The organism is Zoogloea sp. JDB1 (assembly GCF_056724025.1).
The window spans coordinates 3,237,550-3,259,653 of the sequence record NZ_CM161496.1; the positions used below are offsets into that span (position 1 = coordinate 3,237,550).

Genomic DNA, 22,104 nt, shown 5'->3' on the forward strand with positions numbered 1-22,104 from the left:
CATGGACAAGGCCCTGATCACCCAGCTTGGCGATGAGCTCTACAACGCCCTCGTCAATCGCGAAACCCTGACCCCGCTCACCGAGCGCCATCCCGAGATCACCATCGAGGATGCCTATCAGATCCAGCAGCAGATGATCGCCCGCCGTCTGGCGGCTGGCGAACGCGTAGTCGGCAAGAAGATCGGCGTGACCTCCAAGGTCGTCATGAACATGCTCGGCGTGCATCAGCCCGACTTCGGCTGGCTGCTCGACGGCATGGTGTACAACGAAGGCGAGGCGATTCCTGCGAACACCCTGATCCAGCCCCGCGCCGAAGGCGAGATCGCCTTCCTGATGAAGAAGGACCTGATGGGCCCCGGCCTCACCGCCGCCGACGTACTCGCCGCCACCGAGGGCGTGATGGCCTGTTTCGAGATCGTCGACAGCCGCATCAAGGACTGGAAGATCAAGATCCAGGACACCGTCGCCGACAACGCCTCCTGTGGCGTGCTGGTGCTGGGCGACCGTATGGTCGACCCGCGCAAGGTGGACCTCGCCACCTGTGGCATGGTCCTCGAAAAGAACGGCGAGATCGTCGGCACCGGCTCCGGTGCGGCAGCCCTCGGTCACCCGTGTAATGCCGTTGCCTGGCTGGCCAACACCCTCGGTCGCCTGGGCATCGGCCTGAAGGCCGGCGATATCGTGCTGTCCGGCTCCCTGGCCGCGCTGATCCCGGTGCAGGCCGGCGACAGTCTGCGCGTCACCATCGGCGGCATCGGCGGCTGTTCCGTCCGTTTCAGCTGAGGCCGCCATGGATCTGCAACTGACCGGCAAGCGTGCCCTCGTCACCGGCTCCACCTCGGGCATCGGCTTCGCCATCGCCCGCCAACTGGCCGCCGAAGGCGCCGAAGTGATCATCAACGGGCGCAGCCGCTCCGGCGTGTCCGCCACCATCGCCCGCCTGCTCGAGGCACTTCCGGAAGCCAAGGTCACCGGCATCGCCGCCGATCTGGGAACCGCCACCGGTTGCGAAGCGCTGGTCACCACCTGTCCGGACGTGGACGTCCTGGTGAACAACCTCGGTATCTTCGATCCGCGCCCCTTCGAGGAGATCGATGACACCGAGTGGTTCCATTTCTTCGAGACTAACGTGATGAGCGGCGTGCGCCTGTCCCGCCACTACCTGCCGGCCATGAAGGCCCGCAACTGGGGCCGCATCGTCTTCATCTCCAGCGAGTCCGGCATCTGCCCGCCGGCCGAGATGGTGCATTACGGCATGAGCAAGTCGGCCCAGCTGTCGGTGGCTCGCGGCATTGCCGAAACCTGCATCGGCTCCGGCGTGACCGTCAATTCGGTGCTGCCCGGCCCGACCCGCACCGAGGGCGTCACCACTTTCTTCGGCCGCCTGGCGGAAGAGCAGGGCGTGTCCCTGGAGCAGGCGGAGAAGGACTTCTTCGCCAATGCGCGGCCGACCTCACTGATCAAGCGCTTCATTGAACCGGCGGAGGTGGCGAGCCTCGTCGCCTACGTCTGCAGTCCCCTTTCGTCTGCCACCCACGGCGCGGCCCTGCGGGTCGAAGGCGGTGTGGTGCGCAGCATGGTTTAACCCTTCGCGACCCCCAAAGGAAACACAGCGATGACCAAGAAAATCAAATGCGCCCTGATCGGCCCGGGCAACATCGGCACGGACCTGCTGGCCAAGCTGCAGAGGAGCCCGGTGCTGGAACCGGTGTGGATGGTCGGCATCGACCCTGAATCGGACGGCCTCAAGCGCGCCCGCGAGATGGGCCTCAAGACCACCGCCGAAGGCGTGGACGGGCTGCTGCCCCACGTGCTGGCCGACGGCGTGCAGATCGCCTTCGACGCCACCAGCGCCTACGTGCATGCCGAGAACAGCCGCAAGCTCAACGAACTGGGCGTGCTGATGGTCGACCTCACCCCCGCCGCCATCGGCCCCTACTGCGTGCCGCCGGTGAACCTCAAGCAGCACGTCGGTCAGCGCGAGATGAACGTCAACATGGTCACCTGTGGTGGCCAGGCGACGATCCCGATGGTCGCCGCGATCAGCCGCGTGCAGCCGGTGGAATACGGCGAAATCATCGCCACCGTGTCCTCGAAGAGCGCCGGCCCCGGCACCCGCAAGAACATCGACGAATTCACCCGCACCACCGCCGGCGCGGTCGAGAAGGTCGGCGGCGCCAAGAAGGGCAAGGCCATCATCATCATCAACCCGGCCGAGCCCCCGCTGATGATGCGCGACACCGTGCATTGCCTCGTCGAAGGCGAACCCCAGCAGGACGCGATCCGCGAATCCATCGCCGCCATGATCCAGGAAGTCCAGAAGTACGTGCCCGGCTACCGCCTGGTGAACGGCCCGGTCTTCGACGGCAATCGCGTGTCCGTCTATCTCGAAGTCGAAGGCCTCGGCGACTACCTGCCGAAGTACGCTGGCAACCTCGACATCATGACCGCCGCCGCCGCCCGCACCGCCGAGATGTTCGCCGAGGAAATCCTGGCCGGCAGCCTGACCCTCAAACCCGTTACCGCGTAAGGAAAACCGCCATGGAACTCAAAGGCACAAAAATTCGCGTTCATGACATGACCCTGCGGGACGGCATGCACCCCAAGCGTCACCTGATGAGCCTGGAGCAGATGAAGTCCATCGCCACCGGCCTCGACGAAGCCGGCGTGCCGCTGATCGAAGTCACCCACGGCGACGGCCTGGGTGGCAGCTCAGTGAACTACGGCTTCCCGGCCCACACCGACGAGGAATACCTGTCCACCGTCATCCCGCTGATGAAGCAGGCCAAGGTCTCCGCGCTGCTCCTGCCGGGCATCGGCACCGTCGATCACCTGAAGATGGCCAAAGAGCTGGGCGTGTCGACGATCCGCGTCGCCACCCACTGCACCGAGGCCGATGTGTCCGAACAGCACATCACGATGGCCCGCAAGCTCGACATGGACACCGTCGGCTTCCTGATGATGGCCCACATGAACAGCCCCGAAGGGCTGGTCAAGCAGGCCAAGCTGATGGAGAGCTATGGCGCCAACTGCATCTACGTGACCGACTCCGCCGGCCACCTGCTGCCGGAAACCGTGAAGGCCCGCCTCAGCGCCGTGCGTGAAGCCCTGAAGCCCGAAACCGAACTCGGCTTCCACGGCCACCACAACCTGGCGATGGGCGTGGCCAACAGCATCGCCGCCATCGAAGTGGGCGCCACCCGGATCGACGCGGCCGCCGCTGGCCTGGGTGCCGGAGCCGGCAACACCCCGATGGAGGTGCTGATCGCCGTGTGCAGCCTGATGGGCATCGAGACCGGCGTGGATGTGGCCAAGATCACCGACGTCGCCGAAGACCTGGTGGTGCCGATCATGGACTTCCCGATCCGTATCGACCGCGACGCGCTGACCCTCGGCTACGCCGGCGTGTACGGCTCCTTCCTGCTGTTCGCCAAGCGCGCCTCCAAGAAGTATGGCGTGCCGGCCCGCGACATCCTGGTCGAACTGGGCCGCCGCGGCATGGTCGGCGGGCAGGAGGACATGATCGAGGATACGGCCATCACGATGGCGCGGGAGCGGGGGCTGACGGTATGAAGCTCGATCAAGCCACCATCGCCCGTCTGGCCGAGCACCTGGAGAACTGCGAGCTCGAGGCCAGGGACACCGTCAAGATCACCGACGAGTTCCCGGACATGGACTGGGACGATGCCTACGCGATCCAGGACACTATCAAGGCCCGCAAGGTCGCCCGTGGCACCCGTATCGTCGGTCTCAAGGCTGGCCTGACGTCCTTCGCCAAGATGAAGCAGATGGGCGTCGAGACGCCGGTCTTCGGCTTCATCACTGACTACGGCACGGTGCCGGACGGCGGCGAAGTGAAGGTGTCCGAACTGATTCACCCGAAGGTGGAGCCCGAGATCGCCTTCGTGATGAAGCACGCGCTGAAGGGGCCTGGCTGCCATATCGGCGCCGTGCTGGCGGCGACCGACTTCGTGATCCCCGGCATCGAGGTCATCGACAGCCGCTACCGCGACTTCAAGTTCGACCTTAAGAGCGTGATTGCAGACAACACTTCGTCGGCCCGCTTCGTGGTCGGCGGCCAGCCGCTGCCGGTCAGCGAAGTGGACCTGCGCACGGTTGGTGTGGTGATGGAGAAGAACGGCGAGCCGGTGGCCTTTGGCGCCGGTGCTGCGGTGCTAGGCCATCCGGCGGCAGCCATCGCAGCTCTCGCCAACCACCTCGGCGCCCGTGGCGAGGAAATCCCTGCCGGAGCGCTGATCCTGTCCGGCGGCATCACCGAAGCCGTGGCTGTGAATTCCGGAGACAACGTGACCCTGCGGGTCCAGGGCATGGGCTCCGTGTCCATCCGTTTCAAGTAATCAAGTAAGCAAGGGAGAGAAACATGCCTTTCGCGCAGATCTACATGATTGAAGGCCGCACCGAAGAACAGAAGCGGGCGGTCATCGAGAAGGTCACCCAGGCCCTGGTCGAAGCCGTCGGCGCCCCACAGGAGAACGTTCGTGTGTGGATCCACGACGTTCCCAAAGCCAACTGGGGTATCGCCGGCGTCAGCGCGAAGGATCTGGGCCGCTGATTTTCCCCTGGGGCCGGCGGCGAAGCCCGCCGTCGGCCTCTGACAATTCGGGCGAGTGACTTCGCACAACAACAAGAACTCCAGGCTTCTGCCATGGAGCAGGGCCGTTTTGCGCCCAAAAAACGAAATAGCTGGAGGAGACCCAGTGAAAGTCAAATTCGGATGCCGCGCCCGCGGCATGGTTGCGCTCGCCAGTGCGACCACCTTCCTCGCCGCTTGCCACGCTGCGCCAGACCTCTCCGGGGTTGCCAGCGAGTCGGCCAAGCCCGTTCAACGTTATGACACCACCCAAGCCCTGGCCAGCAACGGCAAGGTCGTCGTCGCTGGAACCCAGAGTGGGGCTCTGTTGGTTTCTGGTGACCAGGGACGTACCTGGAAGCGCCAGCCGCTGACCGGCGCCTCGGTGATCGGCATCGCCACCTGCCCGGACGGGCGCTTCGTGGCGGTGGATTTCTTCCGCAAGGTGTGGAGCGCCGATGCCTCCGGCAGCGGGTGGAAGTCCGTATCCCTCGACAAGCCGCGCACGCCGCTGGCCATCAGCTGTGATGGCGAAGGCCGCTGGTGGGTCGCCGGCACCGGCGCGACGCTGGCGGTCAGCACTGATGCCGGCGCCAACTGGAAGGTCACCGACCTGCAGGAGGATGCCCAGCTCACCGGCATCCAGATGGTGGACAAGGAGGCCGGCTACGCCACCGGCGAGTTCGGCCTGGTCGCGACGACTACCGACGGCGGCGCGACCTGGACGCGCCAGGGCAAGATGCCCGACGAGTTCTATCCCTACGCCAGCCTGTTCGCCAGCCGGACCGAAGGCTGGGTCAGCGGTATCGCCGGCCAGATCCTGCACACCACCGACGGTGGCAAGAGCTGGGCCAAGCAGACCAATACGAGCCGGGCGCCGCTGTACCGGCTGTTCATGCATGAGGGCGTGCCCTACGGCGTCGGTGCCGGTGGCGTCGTCGCCCGCCTCGAAGGCGATACCTGGCGCAACGTGGCGTATCCGGACGCTGTCCCGGTCTTCCTGGCCGCAGCCGTGTCCCTGCCTGAACAACACGCCATCGTCGCCGGCGGACCGGGGGGCCTGCTGCGCCTCATCGGTACCCAGGCCCAACCGCTCGTCGCTTCTGCGGCCCACTGAGGCGCATCATGGTCAGCCAATCCCGTCACCGCATCACCCACGCCCTGCACAAGGGTGAAGAGTGGATCTTCGCCAACCCGAAGATCGTCCTGTCCCTCATTTTCTTCGTCACACTGATCTTCGGCGCCTTGGTGCCGAAGCTGCGGATCTATTCCGACTTCGCCGACCTGCTGCCCCAGAACCACCCCTACATCCAGACCTACAACCGCCTGAAGGAGAATTTCGGCGGCGCCAACATGATCGTGATGTCGATCGAGGTGGAGAAGGGCACGATTTTCAACGACGAAACCCTGGCCCTGATCCACAAGGCCACTCAGGGCCTCGACAGCCTGCCCGGTGTCAACCACAACCTGGTCAATAGCCTGACCCACCGCACCGCTCGCAAGATCTTCCTCGATGAGCAGGGCGGCTTCGCGTCGGAGTCCTACTACGACCCGCTGAAGAGCGGCCGCACGGTGGCCGAGCTGGAGCAGCTGAAGAAAGACGTGATCGCCAACCCGACGATCTACGGCCTGCTGGTATCCCCCGACCTGAAGGCAGCTCTCATCAAGGCCCAGCTCAACGAGGCGGACATCGACTACCCGAAGACCTTCGCCGCCCTGCAGCAGGTGCGTGAGTCCCTCGCCACCTCCGGCCACAAGATCTACGTGACCGGCAACCCGGTGCTGACCGGCTGGGTGTACACCTACCTCAACCAGATCGTCGAGATCCTGGCGTGGACGCTGGCGCTGCTGACTTTCCTGCTGGTGATCTACTTCCGCCGCCTGTACGGCATCGCATTGCCGCTGCTCGGCATTGCGCTGTCGTCCATCTGGGGCCTTGGCTTCATGGCGCTGATGGGCATCAACCTGGAGCCGCTGTCGCTGCCGATCCCCTTCCTGATCGCCGCCCGCGCCACGTCCCACGGCGTGCAGCTGGTGGTGCGCTATTACGAGGAGCTGGCCATCGTGAAGAACGGCCAGAAGGCTGCCCGCAACGCGCTGGACGCGCTGTTCCGACCGGGCTCGTTGGCGATCATCGTGGATGCGGTGGGCATCGCCGTGCTGGTGCTCGGCGCTGCGCCGTTCAATCACAAGCTCGGCCTGGCGGCTGGTTTCTGGGGCTTCTCGGTAATCTTCACGGTGCACTTCATGGTGCCGCTGGCTCTCACCGTGCTGCCCGCGCCGAAGAACACCGTCAATGCCAACGAAGGCGTGCGCAACTTCCTGGCCGGGGCGATGGCCCGCACCGGCGGCACCGACGGCGGCGCCCGCAGCATCCTGCTGCTCACGTTGATCGGCGCGGTTGGCGGCCTGTACTTCGTCGGCAAGGTTCAGCTCGGCGAGTCGGAGCCCGGTTCCCCGCTGCTGCATGTGAACCACGACTACAACGTGTCCACCAAGGCCATCAATACGCGCTTCCCGGGTTCCGAGGAGCTGCACGTGCTGATGCGCACCGACGAGAAGGGCGGCATCAAGCGCCCGGAAGTGATGGCGGCCATCGAGCGCTTCCAGGCCCACATGCTGTCCGACCCGACCCTCGGCGGCGCGAAGGCGATTCCCGGCGTGCTGCGGGTGGTGAACAAGCTGACCCACAACGACGATCCGCGCTGGATGCAGGTGCCGGACACCGCCGACGAAGTGGGCGGCCTGATGTTTGCGTACATGGCGGCCAGCCCGATCCCCGGCGCGCTGAAGGAGTTCGTCAACGCCGACGAGAACGAAGCCGACATGGTCTTCTACTACAAGGATCACCAGGCCGACACCATCAACCGCGTCGTCGCGCTGGCCGAGGAGGGCAAGCGCCTGATCGAGGCCGACGTGAAGGGCGTTCACATCGAACTCGGCGGTGGCATCGTCGGCGTGACGGCGGCCGGCAACCAGGCCCTGCACACCGACCACATGATCATCATCCCGACCGTGATGCTGATCGCCTTTGTGATCGTGATGATCTACTACAGCTCGCTGCATGCCGGCTGGTTGATGGTCCTGCCGATGCTGTTCGCCACGCTGATGACCTACGCCTACATGGGCGCCGCCGGCATCGGCATCAACGTGAACACCGTGCCGGTGATCGCAGTGGGCGTCGGCGTCGGCATCGACTACGCGGTGTACTTCATGGACCGCATCCGCGAGGAATACGCGCTGCTTCAGGACATCAAGAAGGCCGTGATCCGCGCCGTGGCCACCACCGGTTACGCGGTCAGCTTCACCGCTGCAACGCTGATCGCCGGGGTCGTGATGTGGATCTTCATGTCGGACCTGCGCTTCCAGTCGGATGCTGCTGTGCTCCTGTCCTTCATGCTCATCGTCAATGCCATCGCCGCGGTGCTGATCGTGCCGTCCTGGTGCGTGGTGTTCAAACCCAAGTTCGTCACCGCCGCCCACTACGACGCGGATGGCGTGCTCGAGAACGACTAGGAGGAAAGCCCGCTACAGCCAAGTCCATCGATTCAAGGGAGGGCGGCCGGCTTTGCTCCGGCCGCAATCGAAAATTCAAGGAGGAGACACCATGAAGAACAGATCAAACCGGGCACAACCGGCTCTCACCCTTTGCGCACTGGCGGTGGCATCCGCCTGTGCATCCCAGGCTTTTGCAGAAGACAACCTGCCCGACATGGGCAGCAGCAGCGAGCCGTGGAAGGTGGACACCTTCTACGAGAACCACACAGCCTTCCGCGGTCGAGACGACACCGGCAAGGTCGTCGGCCTGTCCAAATTCCGCAACACCGTGCAGGTGGAGGCCGACAAGAAGCTCGACAAGGGCTGGGCTTTCCACGGTGTGTTCCGTGGCAGCTGGGACGGCGTCTATCGCATGAACAAGGGTCAGTACGGTGAGGACGCCGGTGGCGCGATCACCTCCCAGAGCACCCTCGGCGGCGTGCAGACGACGGTGCCCTGGGGCACCACGTCGCCGGCCGGACCGATCGGCTATACGGCAGTAGCGGGGCTCGGCTATCCCGGCTCGACGAATAATGCGTTTCTGGATTCCTACGCCAACAATCCCAATTCCGGCCTGCGCATCCTCGGTGACCGCTGGCACAAGACCAACGGCGGTGTCGGTTTTGCCACTCCGGTGCGTCCGTGCAACGTAGATAGCCGCGGCTGCGCCGACTTCGGCGGCTACGGCGACAAGAATCTGAACGAGCTGGAGTTCCCCGAGTTCAACAGCCGTCTGGACTTCATCCGTGAAGCCTATGTGAAGAACAGCATCGACATCGGTGGCGGCCAGGAGCTGTTCCTCAAGCTCGGCAAGCAGCAGGTGGTGTGGGGCCGGACCGACCTCTTCCGCGTCCTCGACGTGGTGAACCCGGTCGATTTCTCCCGCAACAACATCTACGACGAGCTTCAGGACATCCGCATTCCCATGTGGATCGCCCAGGCCGAGTGGCGGATGGGCGCCAGCGAGTCCATGCAGGACCGCAACCTGCAGCTGATCTGGAACGTGGACCAGTTCCGCGCCAACAACCTGGGCCAGTGCGGTACGCCCAACGTGGCGCTGGATGCGGGCTGCTTCTTCCGTGGCATGAAGAGTCTGTGGGACAACGGCGGCACGGTGGCCAACTTTGCCAACGTCGGGCCCAACACCTACCTGGCGACCAACTTCGGCCCCGGTCAGATCGGCCTTGCCGACGTGAACCTGCCCAAGTGGAGCCTGGCCAATACGCAGATCGGCGGCAAGTTCGAAGGCGTGACGATGGGCGGCTTGTCCTTCTCGGTCAACGCCCTGCATTACCGCTCCCAGCTGCCGTCCCTGCATGGGGGCAAGCGGGCCACCAACTCTTTCACCGGTGCCTATCAGAACGCCTGGCCCTACCTGATCTCCTTCGACATGAACTTCCCGCGGGTCAACCTGCTGGGCGGTTCGCTGGACTTCCAGTCGGAGACGCTGGGTGCCGCCTTCCGTTTCGAAGGTGCGATGACCTGGGGCGAAGAGTTCGCCAACACCATCAAGCCCGAGCTGTATTCCAAGAACCGTGTGTGGCGCAGCGTGATTGGTGTCGACCGGCCGATGTTCGTGCCCTTCATCAACCCGCACCGCACCACGCTGTTCTCGGGCCAACTGTTTTGGCAGCACATCTTCGACCATGAGCTGGAGAGCACCTCCCTTGGCATGCGCGGTATTCCGGACTTCAAGGACAACGTGATCGGCACGCTGCTGATGAAGGGCTTCATGGCCGGCGACCGGATCAGCCCGCAGCTGATCATCGCCCGCGACTTCCGTGCGCGCTCCCACGCCATTGCCCCGGCGGTGGAGTGGAGCAGCACCGACAACCTGAAGTTCACCTTCGGCGCCAACTTCAAGGGTGGCTCCAACGGCCGCAACGAGTTCGACGACTGCCGCTCGTGCAACCCGTTCGCGCCGTACACGGCTGGCACCTATCCGGGCGACCCGATGACCGCATATTCCCGCGGCCTGGCCGGCATGGAGCCCCTCGGCCGCTTCCGCGCCGGCCCGATCGGCACCGCGATGCGCGAAGACGAGATCTACCTGACCATGCGTTACAAGTTCTGATCGAGGAGACAGCTACATGAAAAAGACCTTTATTGCCGCGGCCCTGGCCGTGCTCGCTTCCGGCCTGGCCCATGCCGCCACCGAAGCCGACGTGGAAAATACTTTCAACCCTTACAAGGGTGGTTTCCCCAAGGCGGCCGGCCTCAGTGCTGGCACCGTGATCAACAAGGGCAACGCCGACCAGTTCAAGGATGTGCTCCCGGCCGGCGTGTTCAAGCTGCTGAAGGATGGCCTGTTCGAGATCAAGGTCGGCCCGACGACCCAGTTCGAGCTGTCCAAGCCCTACATCGAGGCGACCCGCAAGAACCTCGGCAAGGCCAAGCTCGGCGCCAAGAACGGCGACATCGAAGGCTACGTAGCCGGACGTCCGTTCCCCGAAGAACCGGACGCCAAGGACCCGCGCGCCGGCGAGAAGCTGGCCTGGAACTACAAGTACGGCGTCAACTGGGGCGACAACGCGGCGATCTACCCGTTCTACTGGAAGTACCGCAACATGCAGACCGGGCAGGTCGAGAAGACCCTCAAGCTCAACATGCACTTCCTCAACTTCAAGCACCGCGTGAAGGATGCGCCGATGCCGGAAGTGACGCCGAACCCGTCCGAGCTGTTCCGCGCCATCTACATGAAGGTGCTGGAGCCCCAGGATCTGAAGAACACCCAGCTGCTGATCCAGCGCTACGAGGATGACCAGAAGCTCGACGACGCCTACCTGTACCTGGGCTTCCAGCGCCGTGTGCGCCGCCTGGCCACCGGCCAGACGACCGACGCCTTCCTCGGCTCCGATCTGATGATCGAAGACTTCGAGGGCTACAACGGGCGCATCTCCGACATGAAGTGGACCTACAAGGGCACCAAGAACGTGATCCTGCCCATGTGGAACCACAGTGACCTGAAGCTCGCCGGCGATATGCCGGCCGAGGGCGACGGCTACAAGTACGTGAACTTCGGCGGGCAGGGCGGCTGTTTCCACGAAGGCACCTGGCAGCTGCGCAAGGTCTATGTGCTCGAGGCTGCACCGGTCAATCCGAACCATCCGGTGTCCAAGCGCGTGTTCTACATGGACGCCCAACTCGGCAACCTGAACGGCGCCAACGAAATCTACGACCGCAAGGGCGAGCTGTGGAAGGTCTTCATGGTCGGCAAGTCCCATCCGGACCACCACCTGCCGCTCAACAAGGGCTCCGGCATCGGCATCGACGACGCCTTCTCGATGGTGGACGTGCAGAGCAAGCACTGCACGACCGGTCAGTTCAAGGGCCAGGTGGACGCCAAGCTGAACCCGCCGTCCATGTTCCAGGTGCAGTACATGCGCGGTGGCGATTGATTCGCTGAAAGCATGACTTTGGGCCAGCCCGCGGAGCATCCGCCGGCTGGCCTTTTTTCCCTCAAGACGGGGCTTTTCATGACGACTGAGATTCTCGTTTCCGGGATCGGCCTGATCCTGGTGCTGGCCACCTGCGGGTTGGTGTTTGTGCTGGCGCGCCGCCCGCTGCGCCAGGTGCAGCGGCAACTGGACGACATCCGTGGCCTGCTCGACGACCCGAGCGCGTCGGCCAGCGCCGCCGACTCGGTGAGCCGCCTCGAAGGGCTGCTGCAGCAGAAGGTTGCCGCCGCCCGCCGCATGGGCGAGCTGGCCCGCAACCTGATGGTGTCCTCCGGCACGCTGGTGTCGTCCTTCACCGACGTGGTGCAGACCGCCGACCAGCAGTCGGAACTGGCGATTGCCGCCTCGTCGGCGGTCGATGGCATGGCGGCCGGCATCGGTGCGGTGTCGGCGGAGGCCGGGCAACTGCTCGGCATCGCCGCCGACGCCCATGCGCGGGCCTCGTCCGGCGGCGGCCGGGTGGCCGAGATGTCGGACAGCGTGCGCGAACTGGCCGGCGTGGTTGGGGCGGTGGGGCAGGAATTCGCCGGTGTGCACGCGCACATCGAGCAGATCGGCAAGATCGTGCAGATCATCCAGGGCATCGCCAGCCAGACCAACCTGTTGGCCCTCAATGCGGCCATCGAGGCGGCGCGGGCCGGCGAGCAGGGGCGCGGCTTCGCGGTGGTGGCCGACGAGGTGCGCAAACTCGCCGAGCGCACCAGCGAGGCGACGGTCAGCGTTGGCGAGATCATCGCCGCCATTGAGAGCGGCAGCGACGGGCTCAACGTGCTGCTCAGCCGTGTGAAGGCCCAGGCCGGCGCCAGCGCCGACAGTACCGGCGAGGCGGCCCAGACCCTGGCGGCGATCGCCGACGGGGCCAGCCAGACGATGGCGGCGGTGGAGAACATCGTCAGCCGGGCCAACGGCGAAGCCGCCTCCGGCGGCCGCCTGGTGGACGAGATGGGCGGCGTGGCGGGCCTGGCGCGAGCCCTGGACGAGCGGGTCAATGGCTGCGATGAGGGCTTGCGCCAGCTGATGACGGGGCTTGTGGAACTGAACGGCCTCAGCGTGGCCCTCGACGTGCGCCGCGACGCGCTGGTGGCGCTGCTCGACGCCATCGAGGAGACGCGTACCAACAGCATCCTGGTGGTCAATTCCCGCAACCGCGAGCAGGCGCTGCCGCACGTGGAGCGCATCGAGGCGCTGGACGGGGTCGTGGATGCGCAGCTGGCGCAGATCGAGCGCAGCGTGCAGGACGCGGCCGGGCGGCAGGAGGTGCAAGGCTTCAAGGATGCGCTGCGGCAGTACCGCCAGGTTCGCAGCCGCATGTTGCAGCAGGCGCGCGCCGGCGATCTGGCGTGGGTGCGGACGATAGGCATCGGCGAGGTTCGGCCGGCCTACAAGGGACTGAAGGACGCCTACGGGGCGCTGGTCCGCGTGCGTCCCACTGTCAGCGCCTGATTGACCGGCGCGGTGGGGGGGACTCCGGTTGGGGGCTGTGGACGTGCTATGGTCCGCTCCCAACGAGAAATGGAGTCCGTCGCATGAGCAGTCTGGAAAAAGGCCTGCGTTCGGCGGTGACGGAGCGGGGGCTGCGCGTAGCGCTGATCTTCGCCCTTACCGCCGAGCGTCTGTCGGGGCATTACGAGCATGGCCAGTGGCTGACCGAGGCCCAGGGCGCGACGCTGGTTGCCGACTGGCTGGGGCGCAGCAAGCGCAGCCTGCCGCTGGAGGAACGCCGCCACCTCTCCGGTTTGAGCGACCAGCTGGCCCGCCAGATCGCAGGTTCGGTGTCCCGCGAGGTCGGCCTGCACATCACCCACGAGATGATGGAGGCGCTGGACCCCAACCATCAGTCCGACGTCGGCCAGACGATGATGGTGGAGTGCGAGCGCATGCTCGATATGCCGACCGAAGGCTGAGGCCGGCGCGGGCCTTCAGTCCGGCAGGTGGCGCAGGTCGCCGTCCACCACGTCGCCGAAGCTCGGCCCCAGCAGATAGTTCACGAGGCGTTGTGCCGCATGCTCCGGTGCGGTCAGCTGGCCGCTGCTCTTCAGCGCCTCGAAACGTTCTTTCTGCGGGAACTGTTCAACGCTGCTGGCCCGGATCTCTGCCTGCATGCTGGTATCCACAACGCCCGGTGCCAGGCTGGCGACCAGCAGGCCGGGAAGGTGCTCGGCAGCCATCGATCGGGCCTGGTGGTCCAGCGCCGCCTTGGTGGCGCAATACACGCTCCAGCCCGCGTAGGGGCTGCGCGCCGCGCCGCTGGAAATATGCATGACACGCCGGTCGGCGCAGTGTCGCGTGGCGGCGACGAAGGCATTGGTAAGCAGCAGCGGGGCGGTCACATTGACGGCTACCGCGCGAGTGATCGCCGCCGCCTCGGCGTCGCCGACAGGCCCGACCGGCTGCAGCAGGCCGGCATTGTTGATCAGCAGCGCGGAGTCCGCGTCGGCGAGGAAGTCGTGCAGAGCGGGCGTCTGCAACCAGGCTTCCAACGATTGCGTATCGGACAGGTCGATCTGCGTTTCGCGCACAAGGTCCGGATGGGCGGTGCATAGCGCAGGATTGCTGCTCCTGGCCAGCGCGAGCAGCGGAATGCCACGGGACAGCAGGACATCGGCTACGGCGGCGCCGAGGCCGCGGCTGTGCCCGGTGAGGATGGCTTTGATCATGGACGGGCGAAGTCATGGTGAAAGCATCATGCTAACGCCGAAGAGTTACGCCCGATCATGATCAGCGTCACGGCTCAAGGGATGACGCCATCAGCGTGCCGTGTGCGAGAGGAGCAGCCCGGACGCCCACAGCCCGATGGCAGGGCGGGCGCCTCTCAATCGACGATCGAATCCGTTTCCGCCGGAAGCGTACTGATCAGCTTGCCCATCTGCTCGGCGTCGACCGGGCGCGAGAAGTGGTAGCCCTGGCCGATCATGCAACCCAGTTCGTGCAGGATGCGCTGCTGCTCTTCCGATTCGATGCCTTCGGCGACTGTGACCAAGGACATGTCGCGGGCGATGCTGACGATGGCGCGGATCAGCGTGATGTCGTCCTGGTTGCATTGCAGCTCAGAGACAAAGGACTTGTCGATCTTCAGCACGTCGAAGCGGAAGTTGCGCAGGTAGGACAGGCTGGAGTAGCCAGTGCCGAAATCGTCCAGGGACAGCTGCACGCCCAGGTTGGCGAGGCCTTGCAGGGTCTCGCGGATCTGCTCGTCGTGGTTCAGGAAGACACTTTCCGTCACCTCGATCTCCAGACGCTGGGGATTGAGGCCGTGGCGCTGCAGGGTGTCGCGCACGAGGCCGACGAAGTTGCGCTGGCGCAGTTGCGGCACGGCCACATTGACCGCCATGTCGATGGGGCGGGCGCCGTCGGAGTCCCACGCGCGCAGCTGGCGGCAGGCTTCGTCGAGGACCCAGCTGCCGATGGTATGGATCAGGCCGGTTTCCTCGGCGATCGGGATGAAGCGGTCCGGCGGGACCAGCGCACCGCCGGTCGGCAGCCAGCGCAGCAACGCCTCGCAGCCGACGATGTTGCCGTTGGCGAGATCGACTTGCGGCTGGTAGTGCAGCAGCAGCTCCTGGCGGGCCAGCGCATGGCGCAGCCCGTTTTCGACCTGCAGGCGTTCCATGACCCACTCGTTGAATTCCGGCGTGAAGAACTGGAAGTTGTTCCGCCCGTTGTTCTTGGCGTGGTACATCGCCGTGTCGGCGTTCTTCAACAGGGTTTCACTGTCCTGGCCGTTGTCCGGAAAGAGCGTGATGCCGATGCTGGGGGTCAGCTGCAGTTCGTGCTCGTCGATGTAGTAGGGCTGGCTGAGGGCGGAGAGGATCTTGCGCGCCGCAGGCAGCACGTGGGACGGGCCGTCCAGGTGGGTCAGCACTACCGCGAATTCGTCGCCGCCCAGGCGGCTCACCGTATCGCTTTCCTGCACCAGGTGGCGCAGGCGGTCGGCGACGGCCTGCAGCACCCGGTCGCCGATGGGGTGGCCGAGGGAGTCGTTGATATTCTTGAAGCGGTCGAGATCGATGAACAGCACGCCCAGTTGTCGGGCTTCCCGACGGGCCTGCGCCACCGCGTTGGCGAGGCGCTCGCTGAGCAGACTGCGGTTGGGCAGCTGGGTCAGCGGGTCGTACTCGGCCAACTGACGGATCTGTTCCTCGGCTTCCTTGCGTTCGGTGATGTCGAGGAAGGTGCCCACGTAGTGCAGCACCTTGCCGGTCTGGTCGCGTACCGAGCTGATGCTGATCAGTTCGGGGTAAACGGCGCCATCCTTGCGGCGGTTGCGGATCTCGCCCGTCCACGAGCCGGTTTCTCGGATGGACTTCCACATGTTTCGGTAGAAGGCGGCATCGTGCTCGCCGGAGGCCAGGATGCTGGGCCGCTGCCCGACGACTTCGTTCGGTGTACGGCCGGTGATCGCACAGAAGGCCGGATTGACGGCAAGAATGCGGCTGTCCGGGTCGGTGATGACGATGCCTTCCTTGCTGCTCTCGAAGACATGGCCGGCCAGGCGCAGTTGCTTGGCCTGCTTTTCAAGGGCCTGGGCATGCTCGTCCAGCTCACGCCGGTAATTGCCCAGCAGACCGCTCATCCAGCGGGAGAACAATATCGACGCGCCGATGGCCATCACGATAGCGCCCAGCGCCGCGGCGGAAAGGAAAGGTATCTGCCGCGACAGCGCCTGCAGGGTGGCTTCCCGTTCGGCGTTGAAGGTGCTTTGCATCTCCTCTTCGAAGACCGAGGCGATGACGATCATCTTCCATGGCCGATACGCCTGCACGTAGGCGGTACGCAGGCTCTGCATGTTCTTGGCCCGGTTGGGCCACGGATATTCGAGGAAGCCGCCGCCCTCGCTGGCCACCTTGATCAGTGCCGCGCGGACCTTCTGTTCCTCCTGCGTACCGACCTCCATGAAGTGCTTGCCCTCGAACTCCGGCCACTGGGGCTGGAGCAGCAACTGGCCGTTCTGGCTGATCGCGATGAAGCTGCCGGTATCCCCGAACTTCCACGCACGCAGTCGTTCCAGGCCCTCACGCATGCGCATGTCCTGCCATTTGTAGAGATAGTCGCCGGTGCCGATGACCCAGCCAAAGGGTTTGAACAGCCGTACATAGGCCATCTTGTCGGACATCTCTTTGGGGCTGTCGGGGGAATACCAGCGGTAGGCCGAATAGCCACCATCGGGATTGCCGCGGGCGGTGTCGGCCAGTCCGCGCATGATGAAGTGGCCGGTGTCGTCCTGGTTATCCCACAGGGAGCTCCCTTCGCGCTCCGGGGCGATGGGCAGCAGGATGCACGCGCCATCCAGGCCGTCGATGAAAAAATAACCGCGTCCGTCATAGAAGCGCTGCGGGCGCAGGGCCTCGACGATGAGGCGCTTGACCTCGGCTTCCGGCCGGCGTCCGTGTTCCCGGTCGTAGATCGCCTGGGCCGTCTGCATAGCCATATCCACACGGTCTCGCAGGGCTTCGCGCAGGACGGTCTCGGTACGGGAGTGGACGAAATCCAGATAGCCGATGGCCGCGGCCATCTCGCCGCGCAGGCGCTCCTGCTTCTGCGTGGAAAAGCCGTGTTCAAGGCGGTCTATGCTCTGCTGGTGCTGGTGGACGCCGATCCACAGGAAGCTGGCACCCATAGTCAGTGCCAGGGTGACGACCACGATCAGTGTCCCAAGCAGGTGGTAGCGGGGCAGGTTGCGGTCGGTCAGATGAAATTTCATTACGTGCTGTCGGGGCTGGCTGCGGTCTTCCTATAGGGCGCCGAAACGCCACATTATGTGAACAGCGTCGCAATATATATCTAAAGTAGTATTCTACCTTCCCGCTACGGTTTTCGTGCGCAGGCTGCCGGTAGAATGGCGCTCCATCTGCTTTTCTGGAGCCTGCCGCGTTCACGTTACCAGGAGGCCGTCGTCCTTTCCGGTGTTGCTCCGGGGCGATGGGAGCCCGCGTGACGCGCGATCCGTCTGGTTTGCCGATTCCATGCCTTCTTCCTACGCTCCGCTTACCGCCGGCCGCCGTGTGCGCCTTCTTGCGCCGATTGTGGTTCTCGTCCTTGCGCTCCTCGGGCTGATCTGGGGCGCCGTCCTGTACAAGGCAGAGGCGGAGGAAAAACTGGTCATCCGTTCCGTCAATACGGAGAACCTCAACCTTGCCCGCGCCTTTGAAGAACACACCATCCGCACGATCAAGAGCGTCGATCAAGCGGTGCTCTTCCTGAAGTTCCAGTACGAGAAATACGGCGACAAGGTCAATGTGGCCGAGTATGTGCGCGAGGGGATGATCATCAGCAGCATCTTCAACCAGCTGGGGGTGATCGACGAACACGGCATGTACATCCTCAGCAACCTGCCCAATCACAAGGTCATGGACTTGTCGGACCGGGAGCACTTCCGCGTCCATAAGGAGAAGGATACCAACCAGCTGTTCATCAGCAAGCCGGTGCTGGGGCGGGCGTCGGGCAAGTGGTCGATCCAGATGACACGGCGCATCAACAAGCCGGACGGCAGCTTTGGCGGTGTCGTGGTGATTTCCGTCGACCCCTATTACTTTTCCGATTTCTACAGCGGTGTGGAGCTTGGCCATCGCGGGGTCGTTTCGCTGGTAGGGCACGATGGCATCGTGCGGGCGCGACGTGTGGGCGACAACAGCGAGGTTGGGCAGAACATCAAGGGTAGTCCGTTGATGACGGTGTGGGATAAGGCCGCGAGCGGAAGCTACCGCTCCACCAGCGTGGCGGACGGCGTAAAGCGCTTCTACAGCTATCGCGCGCTCAAGGAATACCCATTGGCCGTGGCCGTCGGCGTCGATGAGAATGAAGCGCTGGCTGAGTTCCATGAGCGGCGCAACGGATACATGGTCTACGCCGGGGGTATGACCCTGGTGGTCCTGCTGTTCGGTGGCCTGTCCATCCACTTGCTCACCCGCCAGTACCGCATCTCCGATGCCTTGCGCGAAAGCCAGATCAAGGCCGAGGCAGCCAACCGCATGAAGTCCGAGTTCCTGGCCTCCATGTCCCACGAACTGCGCACGCCCTTGAATGGCATCATGGGTTACGCGGAGTTTCTGCGCGACACCTCGGAAGACACCAACAAGGAGTTCGCCGGCATCATCCTCGACAGCAGCCATCACCTGCTGGATCTGGTCAATTCCATCCTCGATCTGGCCAAGATCGAATCCGGCAAGATGGAGCTGGACCTGCGTCACGAGGCACTGCAGCCGATGTTGGAGCGCATCGTGCGAACCCATTACCCGTCGGCAGAAGAGAAGGGGCTTGAACTACGTTTCGATGTGGCCGCCGATGCGCCCGCAGATTTCGTCTGCGATGGGACCCGGCTGGCGCAGATCCTCAACAATCTGCTGCATAACGCGATCAAGTTCACCGACAAGGGGAGCGTTGGCGTGAAGGTTGGCCGTGATGGGGACATGCTGCGCATCGCAGTCGCGGATACGGGTTGTGGCATCCCGGAGGAGATGCTGCCCCACGTGTTCGAACGCTTCCGCCAGGTGGACGGCTTCCTGACCCGGCGCCACCAGGGTACCGGCCTCGGGCTGGCCTTGGTTCAGGAACTGGTTACACTGATGGGAGGGGATGTGAGTCTGACCTCCCGCGTGGAGGAGGGCAGCGAATTCGTCATCCGCCTTCCTTTTGTCAGCCATCCCATGTCCGGGCAGGTGTAAGCCGATGAAAGTCCTGATCGTCGACGACCAGAAGATCAACCGCATGCTGCCCAGCGTGTTGCTGAAACAGGCTGGCTGCGAGGTGTTCGAGGCGGATAGCGGGGAGGCCGCATTGACAATGCTGCAGACCAATCCGGTAGACGTGGTGCTGCTGGACATCAGCATGCCGGGTGTCAGCGGCATGGAGGTGTGCGCACAGTTGCGCAAGGAGCCGGCCTGGGCAGGACTGCAGATAGTGGCCTACACGGCTCACGCACTGCCCAGCGAGCGCAATGAGATTCTCGCTGCGGGCTTCGACGAACTGCTGATCAAGCCGATCAACCGCCAAAGCCTGCTGAGTGCATTGAAGCTCCTGTAGGCGCAAGTACCCTCAGGCGCCATCCCAAATGAACACCGCCCCTGGGCGGGGCGGTGTCATCGGGTGCCGGATCAGTCGCCGCGCAACGCGCTGGCCTGGGAGCGTCCTGGTGCCTGCTTGCCCTTGCGGGCGCGCTTGCCGATCCAGCTTTCCCATTCCTTCTTCGGCAGCGTGCTTTCCACCGCTTTGCCGCCACGCGTATTGGCCAACAAGGTGATCGACTCGCCGGCCACGCAGACGGAAGCCAGCGTCTGGCCGTCATTCAGACCCATGATGATGACGCCACGGCCGCCGCCGGACAGTTCCTTCATCTGGTCGAGGCCGAAGATCAGCAGGTGATCGTCCGACGACAGCGCGGCCAGGTGCAGATCGGCGGCATCGTCGAAGAGCACCGGCGACAGCAGCTTCGCCTTGTCGTCGATGGTCACGAACTGCTTGCCGGCGCGCTTGGTGGCGGTCATGTCGGCGAGGCGGCACATGAAGCCGTAGCCGTCGGTGCTGGCCAGCAGCACGCGCTTGTCGGCCGGGCCGGCCAGCACGTGGGCGATCTTGCTGCCGGTGGGCAGTTCGATCAGCGATGCCAGCGGCGAGCCGTTGCCGCGCCCGTCGGGCAGCGTCGATACCGCCACCGTCAATGCGCGGCCGCCGTCGGTTATGGCGATCAGCGCATCCACGCTGCGGCATTCGAAGGCCGCGCCGAGGCGGTCGCCATCCTTGAAGCTCACGTTGGCCAGATCCACGCCATGGCCGTTGCGGCAGCGCACCCAGCCTTTTTCCGAAACGATTACCGTCACCGGCTCGTCGAGGACGGTCTGCGTCACGCCGGCGCGGGCGGCTTCTTCCACCAGCGTGCGGCGCGCGTCGCCGTACTTGGCGGCGTCGGCGCGGATTTCCTTGATGACCAGCCGGCGCAGCTTGTTGTCGTCGGCGAGCAGGGCTTCCAGATCGGACTTCTCGCCGCGCAGCTCGGCCAGTTCGCGCTCGATCTTGATGCCTTCGAGACGGGCGAGCTGGCGCAGGCGAATTTCCAGGATGTCCTCGGCCTGACGGTCGGACAGATCGAAGCGGGCGATCAGCGCCGGCTTGGGCTCGTCCGACTCGCGGATGATGCGGATCACCTCGTCGATGTTCAGGAAGACGATGTGGCGGCCTTCCAGGATGTGGATGCGGTCGTTCACCTGGCCGAGACGATGCACCGAGCGGCGGCGCACCGTGGTGACGCGGAAGCGGCCCCATTCGTGCAGGATGTCGGCGAGATTCTTCTGCCCCGGCCGGCCGTCCAGGCCGATCATCACCAGGTTGATCGACGCCGAAGTTTCCAGGCTGGTGTGGGACAGCAGCAGGTTGGCGAACTCGGCCACGTCCTGGTTGCGGCTCTTCGGCTCGAAGACCAGACGCACCGGCGCATCCTTGCCCGACTCGTCGCGCACCCGGTCGAGGGCGCCGAGCATCAGCGCCTTGAGCTGGGCCTGGTCGGCGTCGATGGATTTCTTGCCGGTCTTGGGCTGCGGGTTGGTCAGCGTCTCGATCTCGAACAACACCTTCTGTGCCGATACGCCCGGCGGCAGTTCGGTGATGACCAATTGCCACTGGCCGCGGGCCAAGTCTTCTATCACCCAGCGGGCGCGCAGCTTGAGGCTGCCGCGGCCGCTCTCGTAGGCCTGGCGGATGTCCGCCGCCGGCGAGATGAGCTGGCCGCCGCCCGGGAAGTCCGGGCCCTTGATGTGCTGCATCAGGTCGGCCACGCTCGCGGCCGGATGCTCGATGGCGTGGATCGCCGCGTCGGCCACTTCCCGCAGGTTGTGGGACGGAATCTCGGTGGCCATGCCGACTGCGATGCCGGACGCGCCGTTGAGCAGCACGAAGGGCAGGCGGGCCGGCAGCAACTGCGGCTCTTCAAAGGCGCCGTCGTAGTTGGGACGGAAATCCACCGTGCCGCGGTCGATCTCCGACAGCAGCAGCTCAGCGATCGGCGTCAGGCGGCATTCGGTGTAACGCATCGCCGCCGCGGAATCGCCGTCGCGGGAACCGAAGTTGCCCTGGCCATCCACCAGCGGATAGCGCAGCGAGAAATCCTGAGCCACCCGCACCATCGCGTCGTAGACGCTGCTGTCGCCGTGGGGGTGGTACTTACCGATCACGTCACCGACCACGCGGGCCGACTTCACGTGCTTGGAGCCCGGCGACAAGCGCATCTCGTTCATCGCGAACAGGATGCGGCGCTGTACCGGTTTGAGGCCGTCTTCCACCTGCGGCAGCGCGCGGGCCTTCACCACGCTCATCGCGTAGGCGAGGTAAGCACGCTCGGCATATTGATCGAGGGGCAGGGCGTCGTCGCTGCCCTGCAGGGGCGCCGCGGGGGGCGGCGGCGGTGCCGGCGGCTCATTGGCCTCCGGCAGAAGGGAATCGAAAAGATCCGGAGTTTCGTTCATGGTGCTGTGTGTTACGGCGGGCGGCGCAGGGGCCGCCGGAGTTGCGCGCGCCGGAGTTGGCGCGAC

The 22,104-nt window shown here is 64.8% G+C and carries 17 protein-coding genes; 14 read left to right on the forward strand and 3 right to left on the reverse strand.

All coding sequences use genetic code 11. The features are described 5' to 3' along the window. Position 1: 1 nt before the first annotated feature. From dmpE to AC1PPK_RS14650, 12 genes are all read left to right on the forward strand, one after another. A complete protein-coding gene (dmpE, locus tag AC1PPK_RS14595; protein ID WP_079437414.1) occupies positions 2-784 on the forward strand; it encodes a 2-oxopent-4-enoate hydratase in 783 nt (260 codons plus the stop codon). A gap of 7 nt (positions 785-791) precedes the next feature. Then, positions 792-1,586: an SDR family NAD(P)-dependent oxidoreductase gene (locus AC1PPK_RS14600; RefSeq protein ID WP_481113772.1), complete on the forward strand. Its 795-nt coding sequence runs from the start codon at positions 792-794 to the stop codon at positions 1,584-1,586. A gap of 30 nt (positions 1,587-1,616) precedes the next feature. Continuing rightward, entirely contained in the window at positions 1,617-2,531 is a 915-nt protein-coding gene (locus AC1PPK_RS14605; RefSeq protein ID WP_481113773.1) for an acetaldehyde dehydrogenase (acetylating), read from the forward strand. Positions 2,532-2,542: 11 nt separating this feature from the next. Continuing rightward, the gene (gene dmpG, locus AC1PPK_RS14610) at positions 2,543-3,574 is read left to right on the forward strand and encodes a 4-hydroxy-2-oxovalerate aldolase (protein ID WP_481113774.1); all 1,032 of its coding nucleotides are present in this window, start codon (positions 2,543-2,545) and stop codon (positions 3,572-3,574) included. Further along, on the forward strand, positions 3,571-4,359 hold the full coding sequence (gene dmpH / locus AC1PPK_RS14615; protein ID WP_481113775.1) for a 2-oxo-3-hexenedioate decarboxylase: 789 nt from the start codon (positions 3,571-3,573) through the stop codon (positions 4,357-4,359). The genes dmpG and dmpH overlap by 4 nt, the downstream gene beginning before the upstream one ends. 23 nt (positions 4,360-4,382) lie before the next feature. After that, positions 4,383-4,574 (forward strand): 2-hydroxymuconate tautomerase, encoded by a 192-nt coding sequence (locus AC1PPK_RS14620; protein ID WP_079437550.1) that lies wholly within the window; start codon positions 4,383-4,385, stop codon positions 4,572-4,574. Between the two features lie 145 nt (positions 4,575-4,719). Beyond that, positions 4,720-5,709 carry a YCF48-related protein gene (locus AC1PPK_RS14625; protein ID WP_481113776.1) on the forward strand — a complete coding sequence of 330 codons (990 nt, stop codon included), beginning with the start codon at positions 4,720-4,722 and terminating at the stop codon, positions 5,707-5,709. Between the two features lie 8 nt (positions 5,710-5,717). Continuing rightward, positions 5,718-8,108, forward strand: a complete 2,391-nt coding sequence (locus AC1PPK_RS14630; protein WP_481113777.1) for an efflux RND transporter permease subunit — start codon at positions 5,718-5,720, stop codon at positions 8,106-8,108. 91 nt (positions 8,109-8,199) lie between these two features. Further along, entirely contained in the window at positions 8,200-10,203 is a 2,004-nt protein-coding gene (locus AC1PPK_RS14635; RefSeq protein ID WP_481113778.1) for a DUF1302 family protein, read from the forward strand. Between the two features lie 16 nt (positions 10,204-10,219). Next, complete coding sequence (locus AC1PPK_RS14640; protein WP_374486352.1) at positions 10,220-11,527, forward strand: DUF1329 domain-containing protein; 1,308 nt, start codon at positions 10,220-10,222, stop codon at positions 11,525-11,527. Between the two features lie 78 nt (positions 11,528-11,605). Continuing rightward, positions 11,606-13,030, forward strand: coding sequence for a methyl-accepting chemotaxis protein (locus tag AC1PPK_RS14645; RefSeq protein ID WP_481113779.1), 1,425 nt, complete (start codon positions 11,606-11,608; stop codon positions 13,028-13,030). A gap of 83 nt (positions 13,031-13,113) precedes the next feature. Next, positions 13,114-13,491: a hypothetical protein gene (locus tag AC1PPK_RS14650; RefSeq protein ID WP_481113780.1), complete on the forward strand. Its 378-nt coding sequence runs from the start codon at positions 13,114-13,116 to the stop codon at positions 13,489-13,491. 15 nt (positions 13,492-13,506) lie between these two features. On the opposite strand, the gene AC1PPK_RS14655 is transcribed toward AC1PPK_RS14650, so the two are convergent. Both AC1PPK_RS14655 and AC1PPK_RS14660 read right to left on the reverse strand, forming a co-directional pair. Continuing rightward, positions 13,507-14,244, reverse strand: coding sequence for an SDR family oxidoreductase (locus AC1PPK_RS14655; RefSeq protein ID WP_481113781.1), 738 nt, complete (start codon positions 14,242-14,244; stop codon positions 13,507-13,509). A 155-nt stretch (positions 14,245-14,399) separates the two neighbouring features. Continuing rightward, positions 14,400-17,288, reverse strand: coding sequence for a bifunctional diguanylate cyclase/phosphodiesterase (locus tag AC1PPK_RS14660; protein ID WP_481113782.1), 2,889 nt, complete (start codon positions 17,286-17,288; stop codon positions 14,400-14,402). A gap of 262 nt (positions 17,289-17,550) precedes the next feature. Here AC1PPK_RS14660 and AC1PPK_RS14665 point away from each other — a divergent pair, with 262 nt between their 5' ends. Both AC1PPK_RS14665 and AC1PPK_RS14670 read left to right on the forward strand, forming a co-directional pair. Continuing rightward, entirely contained in the window at positions 17,551-19,248 is a 1,698-nt protein-coding gene (locus AC1PPK_RS14665) for a sensor histidine kinase (protein WP_481113783.1), read from the forward strand. Positions 19,249-19,252: 4 nt separating this feature from the next. After that, positions 19,253-19,606, forward strand: a complete 354-nt coding sequence (locus AC1PPK_RS14670; RefSeq protein ID WP_481113784.1) for a response regulator — start codon at positions 19,253-19,255, stop codon at positions 19,604-19,606. 71 nt (positions 19,607-19,677) lie between these two features. On the opposite strand, the gene parC is transcribed toward AC1PPK_RS14670, so the two are convergent. Continuing rightward, a complete protein-coding gene (parC, locus tag AC1PPK_RS14675) occupies positions 19,678-22,038 on the reverse strand; it encodes a DNA topoisomerase IV subunit A (RefSeq protein WP_481113785.1) in 2,361 nt (786 codons plus the stop codon). Positions 22,039-22,104 lie beyond the last annotated feature (66 nt).

Bases quoted from the DNA above. Each gene is read 5' to 3' on its own strand.
- dmpE (WP_079437414.1), top strand. From the start codon at position 2: ATGGACAAGGCCCTGATCACCCAGCTTGGCGATGAGCTCTACAACGCC.
- AC1PPK_RS14600 (WP_481113772.1), top strand. From the start codon at position 792: ATGGATCTGCAACTGACCGGCAAGCGTGCCCTCGTCACCGGCTCCACC.
- AC1PPK_RS14605 (WP_481113773.1), top strand. From the start codon at position 1,617: ATGACCAAGAAAATCAAATGCGCCCTGATCGGCCCGGGCAACATCGGC.
- dmpG (WP_481113774.1), top strand. From the start codon at position 2,543: ATGGAACTCAAAGGCACAAAAATTCGCGTTCATGACATGACCCTGCGG.
- dmpH (WP_481113775.1), top strand. From the start codon at position 3,571: ATGAAGCTCGATCAAGCCACCATCGCCCGTCTGGCCGAGCACCTGGAG.
- AC1PPK_RS14620 (WP_079437550.1), top strand. From the start codon at position 4,383: ATGCCTTTCGCGCAGATCTACATGATTGAAGGCCGCACCGAAGAACAG.
- AC1PPK_RS14630 (WP_481113777.1), top strand. From the start codon at position 5,718: ATGGTCAGCCAATCCCGTCACCGCATCACCCACGCCCTGCACAAGGGT.
- AC1PPK_RS14635 (WP_481113778.1), top strand. From the start codon at position 8,200: ATGAAGAACAGATCAAACCGGGCACAACCGGCTCTCACCCTTTGCGCA.
- AC1PPK_RS14640 (WP_374486352.1), top strand. From the start codon at position 10,220: ATGAAAAAGACCTTTATTGCCGCGGCCCTGGCCGTGCTCGCTTCCGGC.
- AC1PPK_RS14645 (WP_481113779.1), top strand. From the start codon at position 11,606: ATGACGACTGAGATTCTCGTTTCCGGGATCGGCCTGATCCTGGTGCTG.
- AC1PPK_RS14650 (WP_481113780.1), top strand. From the start codon at position 13,114: ATGAGCAGTCTGGAAAAAGGCCTGCGTTCGGCGGTGACGGAGCGGGGG.
- AC1PPK_RS14655 (WP_481113781.1), bottom strand. From the start codon at position 14,244: ATGATCAAAGCCATCCTCACCGGGCACAGCCGCGGCCTCGGCGCCGCC.
- AC1PPK_RS14660 (WP_481113782.1), bottom strand. From the start codon at position 17,288: ATGAAATTTCATCTGACCGACCGCAACCTGCCCCGCTACCACCTGCTT.
- AC1PPK_RS14665 (WP_481113783.1), top strand. From the start codon at position 17,551: ATGCCTTCTTCCTACGCTCCGCTTACCGCCGGCCGCCGTGTGCGCCTT.
- AC1PPK_RS14670 (WP_481113784.1), top strand. From the start codon at position 19,253: ATGAAAGTCCTGATCGTCGACGACCAGAAGATCAACCGCATGCTGCCC.
- parC (WP_481113785.1), bottom strand. From the start codon at position 22,038: ATGAACGAAACTCCGGATCTTTTCGATTCCCTTCTGCCGGAGGCCAAT.